Below are 467 nucleotides of genomic sequence, written 5' to 3' on the forward strand. Positions count from 1 at the left end.
ATGATATGCCTCGCACACAAAATTACGGATAGGCCCGACGACGCAGAAACCGACAGTTCCCCACTCACACACGACCACAACATACATCCCGCACGACCCCCTACTTCCCAGCATTACGGAATCTTCGTAAAACTAGTTCAAGAGGGGTCAAACTAACGACGACCGTACATCCAGACGGCATGGAGAGTACTTGCTTTCCCGAATCAACGAACGTAACTGCTCGCTGCGAAACAACGCCAACAGCCTCTCCATTGGCATTGAATAAGGGCCCTCCGCTTGCTCCAGGGTGCATCGCATTGTCAACATAGAGTACGTGCCAATTCACGCTCTCTCCGGGCTGCGAACTCTCTGCAAGGATACGTCGAATATTCCCGACAACACCTCGCTTAAAGAGAGGCCCCGTCATATCTGCCTTGAACCCTTTATTCATCGCCTGGTGAAACTCTTGAACTCCCACAGATTCCTTT

At 51.4% G+C, this 467-nt stretch carries 1 protein-coding gene; it reads right to left on the reverse strand.

Translation table 11 applies throughout. The features are described 5' to 3' along the window. Window positions 1–100: 100 nt before the first annotated feature. A complete protein-coding gene (locus KDH83_RS31535; RefSeq protein ID WP_283093869.1) occupies window positions 101–430 on the reverse strand; it encodes a trypsin-like peptidase domain-containing protein in 330 nt (109 codons plus the stop codon). Between the last annotated feature and the right edge of the window lie 37 nt (window positions 431–467).

Source organism: Achromobacter sp. Marseille-Q0513 (assembly GCF_018195695.1).
Lineage (GTDB): Bacteria > Pseudomonadota > Gammaproteobacteria > Burkholderiales > Burkholderiaceae_B > Achromobacter.